Annotated in this window: 7 protein-coding genes; 4 read left to right on the top strand and 3 right to left on the bottom strand. The window is 44.4% G+C overall.

Features of this window, described 5'->3' with window-relative positions; genetic code table 11:
* Positions 1-352 precede the first annotated feature (352 nt).
* The 3 genes from H6G26_RS38400 to H6G26_RS38390 form a co-directional block, all read right to left on the bottom strand.
* Positions 353-562, bottom strand: a complete 210-nt coding sequence (locus H6G26_RS38400) for a hypothetical protein (RefSeq protein ID WP_190736964.1) — start codon at positions 560-562, stop codon at positions 353-355.
* Positions 563-652: 90 nt separating this feature from the next.
* Positions 653-1141: a hypothetical protein gene (locus H6G26_RS38395; protein WP_190736962.1), complete on the bottom strand. Its 489-nt coding sequence runs from the start codon at positions 1139-1141 to the stop codon at positions 653-655.
* A gap of 209 nt (positions 1142-1350) precedes the next feature.
* Entirely contained in the window at positions 1351-1917 is a 567-nt protein-coding gene (locus H6G26_RS38390) for a hypothetical protein (protein WP_190736960.1), read from the bottom strand.
* A 199-nt stretch (positions 1918-2116) separates the two neighbouring features.
* Here H6G26_RS38390 and H6G26_RS38385 point away from each other — a divergent pair, with 199 nt between their 5' ends.
* From H6G26_RS38385 to H6G26_RS38370, 4 genes are all read left to right on the top strand, one after another.
* Complete coding sequence (locus H6G26_RS38385) at positions 2117-2278, top strand: hypothetical protein (RefSeq protein ID WP_190736958.1); 162 nt, start codon at positions 2117-2119, stop codon at positions 2276-2278.
* Positions 2279-2462: 184 nt separating this feature from the next.
* Positions 2463-2738 carry a helix-turn-helix transcriptional regulator gene (locus tag H6G26_RS38380; RefSeq protein WP_242054283.1) on the top strand — a complete coding sequence of 92 codons (276 nt, stop codon included), beginning with the start codon at positions 2463-2465 and terminating at the stop codon, positions 2736-2738.
* A 256-nt stretch (positions 2739-2994) separates the two neighbouring features.
* On the top strand, positions 2995-4599 hold the full coding sequence (locus H6G26_RS38375; protein WP_190736956.1) for a hypothetical protein: 1605 nt from the start codon (positions 2995-2997) through the stop codon (positions 4597-4599).
* Between the two features lie 85 nt (positions 4600-4684).
* On the top strand, positions 4685-4861 hold the full coding sequence (locus tag H6G26_RS38370) for a hypothetical protein (protein ID WP_190736954.1): 177 nt from the start codon (positions 4685-4687) through the stop codon (positions 4859-4861).
* The last annotated feature ends 46 nt before the right edge of the window (positions 4862-4907 follow it).

The following is a 4907-nucleotide window of genomic DNA, read 5'->3' as shown; positions in this document are numbered from 1 at the left end:
TTTAGCTTGGTTAGCAAGGTTCTTGACAAAGCCACATCAGCAAAAGTAGTGTTTACCGCTTTTCACCTTGTGCTATTGTTGTTTGATTCTGCCCTTGCATGAGATATCCGCCAGATCGTGCCTCTAAGATTGTCAGTTTTGGAGGATAATCAAGAAGAAATTGATCATATTCTTTGGCACAGTTTGCTTGTAGTTTAGGTTGGGTGGGTGGAATGAGAAAGACACTATTGTTTATGGTGATTGTTTCCATAATTACGTTGCTGTTATTGAAAATTGCGTTGATATTGGATAGTGTTCGACTTAGCTATTTATGACAGTGCCAGAAATTACTTCTAACTCATAAGTGAGCAGTTTAGTAATTTTGAATTGTTTTGACTTCAACGATTTCTTCGACACACCCCATTGCCTCACTCAAGTAATGCAGGACATCAGCTAAGTGAGTTGCTGCTTCTGGGTCAATCTTCTTATCAGCAATCAATAAGAGCCAAGTTTCATTTTGTGCAATCGCCTGAATATTTACGTAATACGAGTTGAACTGCTTCAGTATTTCTATCGGTTCCATTGATTTATCCGATGAGTTGTGGTGTTGTATTTGGATAAAATTTAGGTTTGCTCCTTCCTATATAGGTGGGTCAAATGCCCACCCATTTTCTTACGCTGCAATTAAATCTTTCGCTTGTGGAACGTATCTTTTCAGCTTTTCCCACTCCTCAAAAGTCAGTGCATCAAATTCAATATCTAGCAACTCTTCTTCTGTGGGTGGTTGTTCTGTAGTAGCCGTAAAGTAGCCTGCCATTGTCATGGAGTTGTCTAATCCCACTGCTGCATCCAACGACTCGGCGTATCGAATCTTATCTACAGTATTCGACCAATGAGTGATGTGTTGAAATATCACCCCAATCATGGAATGAGCTTTGTATACTCGATAAGTTCTGGGGCAAGCTCCGCCAACGTAAACCAGTTTGTAGGGAGGAATTTCTTGTACCTCTGCGTTGGGGTCGGTTGGAGGTAGGAGTATTTTCTCTGTTGGCTTATCTAACTGGGCTTCTTGAAGAGAAAATGGGCTTATCGTTTGTGCCATGATGATTTGAATTGTCATAAATTTCGTTGTAGCGGCGATCGCTTTTCCCTTGGACTGCAATCGCCTTTTTCACTTCAGAGATTTTTTACACCTGTGCGTTTAAAGCTGCTGGAGGGTGCATAATTTTCAGTTGATGGTTATCGAAACCCGAATCTTGAAGTATGGGGTTATCTGCTCTACTTTGTGCCATGATTGTATTTATTCGAGATTAACCTCGTTGGCGATTGCAATTCTTTTGGTGTGCAATCGCCCTTTCTCGCAACAGCCACTTACGCCGCTACTGCCATTCGGACTCCCAACGACGCAATCACATCTTTTGCATTGCCAGTAACCCGATTTACCCCGTACTGTCTCGGTCTTGCGTACCAACCTTGGTGATTGCACCCGACGAAGCCAACAAAATGCCCGTCTTGGTAGAGTTTGGTGCTGAACGAGAGCCAGTCTATCTCACCGTGGTACAGACCAAAAGCAGTGCAAGCTGTTTCCAGTTCATCGCTCAATCGCTCGTTGCGCTCCAAGGGTGTTTCTGGTAGAGTCGCTTTGACCTCTGCAACTCTTGTAGCGAACCAGTCCCTATCGAAGGGCAGCCGTCCTCCTTCCACGAACTGCACCCATACTGTGATTCCGCCTTCGATCCAGATAGTGCGGATTGATTCGGGTTCAACTTCGATAATCTCGCCAATGATGCGGCGATCTCTGCTGGTGAGAGGATCTTGGGTGGGGGCTACAACTTTGGCTTGGGATTCGAGGTAGTGGTTTAGTTCTGCTTGGGCTGTGGCTTGTTCATCAACAGAAGAACTAGGAATTGCTTGCTGTGTATGTGTTGTATAAGGCATAATATTGATCTCCATTCAATTGGATAAAAGGCGATCGCAAACTTTCTCAGGGTGGCGGTCGCCTTTGTTATGTGTGCAAACAACGTTGTGGTTCAGCACAACGCTCTCAAAAAGATTTGGCGTAGCCATATATTTGTGACTCAAAGCCAGTGGCACTTGAGTGATACCAAAACAGGAGATACAGCGTATCAGGCGACGTGTGGCTTCAAAGGCTTCAACTGCCGTCCGTCGTCCTGCTGGTAATTTCTTATTCAGTGCGAATCCATTTCCCGGCTGTGTACCTCTCGCCTTCTCTGGTTGTGCCAGTGCCTCGGTTACTCATCAAGCGGTCACTCTGGATTCACTTGTCAAGATTCGGTAAGTACAAACTCTTGATTGCGTTTGCTGGCTAAGGGTTTGTTTTTCCTTTGCCCTTGTATCTATTAGTATATGCGGTAATGCATACAGTTGTCAAGGGTTAATACTAACAATGATTGCTTATTTTTAGCTAATGTATGCGATAAAGCAAACAATATGTTAACATAGCCTACAGGTACGATGGAGGAATGAAAAAAAAGATGTTTTGCCGACTAGCCGTTTTGATGGCAGAGAAAGACCCCCAGCTGTCCCAGAGACAACTGGCAAGAGACACTGGTTTAGACGTGACAACTATTAACCGTCTATTTACCAACAATTTCAGTCGTGTTGATGTCAGCACAGTCGAAACCCTATGTAACTACTTTGGGCGAACTGTAGGCGATCTTTTTGAAATGAGAGATCCACAGGATATCCCCCAGCGACGCACAAAGAAACAAGCTCAAGTTAATGAAGAGGCAGCATGACCACCCATTTATGTGTTGTATTTATTTTTAGTACACTTCCCGATCAAACTTATTTAAACTTCTCACTGAAGCATCATAGATAAAAGCGATCGCAGGCCGGCAAGCTACACGATCGCTTACTCAAGTTGTTTAGGACAAAGTGAGCCAATTACAATGCTGACACATTTTTGGAAAAATCCATATTACAGCTACCTAGTTCACTTTGGCTAATTTGCAAGACCAATTTTTCAAGCATTTACCATAGTGGGCAAGAGATATGCTGACACTAGACAGAGAACAAACAACAGCACTCGATTACAGTGTTGTCAACACCAGCATTCAGGAAACCTTCTCCGTCATCGGCCGTTTTGAGTGGCAGGCGGTAGATGAAATCCTCCAGATGAGGGAACAGCAGCTTTACCTGCAAGCTGGCTATAAAAACTTTGAAGAATACTGCCAGCGTGAATTATACGCCTGGGGTGGATACCGACGAATCAACCAACTGCTAGGAGCTAAAAAGGTCATAGACGCAGTTGGCGAGTTGGGCGAACACATCAAAAACGAGCGTCAAGCCCGTCCACTGCTGCGGCTAGTCAAGGAACCAGAGAAACTAAAACAAGCTGTATCCCTGGCTCTGAAAGATAACCCTGACCCAAGTGTTTCAGACTTTGCTGCTGCTGCAAATATTGTGGTTCCTCAACTTCCACGCAAAAAGCAATCTACTCAGGAACCAATGGTTCCCAAAATTGAAGAACCAGTGGTTCCTCGAAAAGCCATTGTCACAGTTTCACAACAGTCACACCCAAGGTATGGAGAAGAGGGAACCATTGAGGCAGACGCACCAAATCGTTGGCAGCAGATTGTCACCTTTACTGATGGCGAAAGATTGTTGATCAACAATGCTGATTTAGATGCCGCTAGTGTCTCATTTTCCAGAGAGCGAAATTATTCACCAGAATACACAGAAGCGATCGCTGCACTCGAAGAACGCCATAAACAGGAGTTAGAGCAACTTTCCCAAGAATTGAGAATTGGTTTGCAAGCTGAAGCAGGGGCTAAAGCTGAAGCCCAGGTACAAGAGCAAATCCAATCCTTGCAACAACTGTACAAGCAGCAGAAAGAGCAAAATATTCAGTTACAGCAGCGTTTGGATGAGATGGAATCACTACGACAGTTGGAGACTGAGAACCAACAGCTTAGGCAGCGTATTCAAGATTTAGAAAACGCAGTACAAGAACGTCCTCAACAGCAGTGGGGAAATACTATGACCCAGCAAGCGACCAAAGCTTTGAACAAGCAAGTGAAGCAAGCCCTGGAAAAAACAATTGATCTGCGATCGCTAGCGCAGGAACCACCCAAAGAAAATGCCCAAGAATGTCTGCGGCTCATGGGCATGGCGTTGAAGAATCTCGCCAGTGCGATGAACAACACCCAAGCCTTGGAAGCTGCTGCGATAATTCTGAGGAGTGAGCCAACACCAATTGCGATCGCTTATCGAGCCGAACAATTGGAGATGTTGCCTCAAGCGGTTAGTGATATTAGGGCAGTGCTAGCAAAGCCTGGGTGTACGTGGCAGGACTATTGGGCAGTGGCACAAGAGTACGAGGTAATCAAACAGGACTATTGGGCGGAATTGACCAGTGAAGAAACTGATTTAATTACCGCACTCCAGACCGCATCTTCTCAACCAGACACAATCGGACTCGGCTCTATCGTTGCCCACGCCGATCCATATCGTACTTTGTATGTCGCCAGAGGAGAAGTGATTCAGGATTTGGGAGATGAGGTAATCGTTGCCTGGGATTGTTGGAAGGAGCAATCAAAAAAGGCTGACAGATATTTTCGAGATGAATTGCGATTCTGGCAGGGTGAGAAAAAGTAGATAAAACTCGCCTCTAGCAAAAAGACTTAAACGCGGGATGGGTGCAATGTCGCTCACATTGTCATGGAAAAATTTAGGAGGGAATATGACTACAGCATTAAAAGCAATCAACGGTGGCAGCAAGCAGCGAAACGAGCGAAAACTTGCAGACGCAGATAAATTGATTAGACCACATTGCAAAGTATCAATTGAGGATATTAACTGGGTTCGTCAGCAACCACCTTCCTCATATCTTGCACCTGATAAAAACAATCAGTATTAACCAGGAATAAGAAAATAAAAGTAACATCTAAAAATGGAACTTATAT

The organism is Nostoc sp. FACHB-888 (assembly GCF_014696655.1).
In the GTDB taxonomy this organism is placed as follows: Bacteria; Cyanobacteriota; Cyanobacteriia; order Cyanobacteriales; family Nostocaceae; genus Nostoc.
This window is presented reverse-complemented; position numbering and strand designations above follow the sequence as displayed.